2 rRNA genes are annotated in these 458 nt (G+C 47.2%); both read left to right on the top strand.

The features are described from left to right. Positions 1–60 (top strand): 16S ribosomal RNA (locus KI379_RS33730); the annotation flags it as partial. A gap of 282 nt (positions 61–342) precedes the next feature. Next, a 23S ribosomal RNA gene (locus tag KI379_RS33725) occupies positions 343–458 on the top strand; the annotation flags it as partial.

Below are 458 nucleotides of genomic sequence, written 5' to 3'. Positions count from 1 at the left end.
ATTGGGGTGAAGTCGTAACAAGGTAGCCGTATCGGAAGGTGCGGCTGGATCACCTCCTTTCTATGGAGAATCGCTTCCTGCGATGGAAGCATTCAAATACTAAATCTAGCCGGTCGGCTAGTTACTCGCTCGTTGGTCAGTTTTGAGAGTTCAAACTCTCGCATACGATTTCCAGAACTTGCTTGTAGCCAAGCGATTCGGGATTTGGTATGATATAAGTCCGGTCGCGAGACTGGATGATTTGATCCTTGAAAACTAGATAACGAAACGAATCTGCGTTTTAGAAATATCCTTTTAGCTGCTTGTGTCTTCATTGTAAGACCAAGAAGTAAAAAGTAGCATGGTTAAGCTACTAAGAGCACACGGAGGATGCCTAGGCGCTAGGAGCCGATGAAGGACGTGGCGAACAACGATACTGCCTCGGGGAGCTGTAAGCAAGCTTTGATCCGGGGATGTCC

It is taken from the genome of Paenibacillus cineris, from assembly GCF_018333335.1.
Classification (GTDB): domain Bacteria; phylum Bacillota; class Bacilli; order Paenibacillales; family Paenibacillaceae; genus Paenibacillus_AQ; species Paenibacillus_AQ favisporus.
The sequence above is the reverse complement of the archived record's forward strand: the minus strand, read 5'-3'. Positions and strand labels throughout refer to the sequence as shown.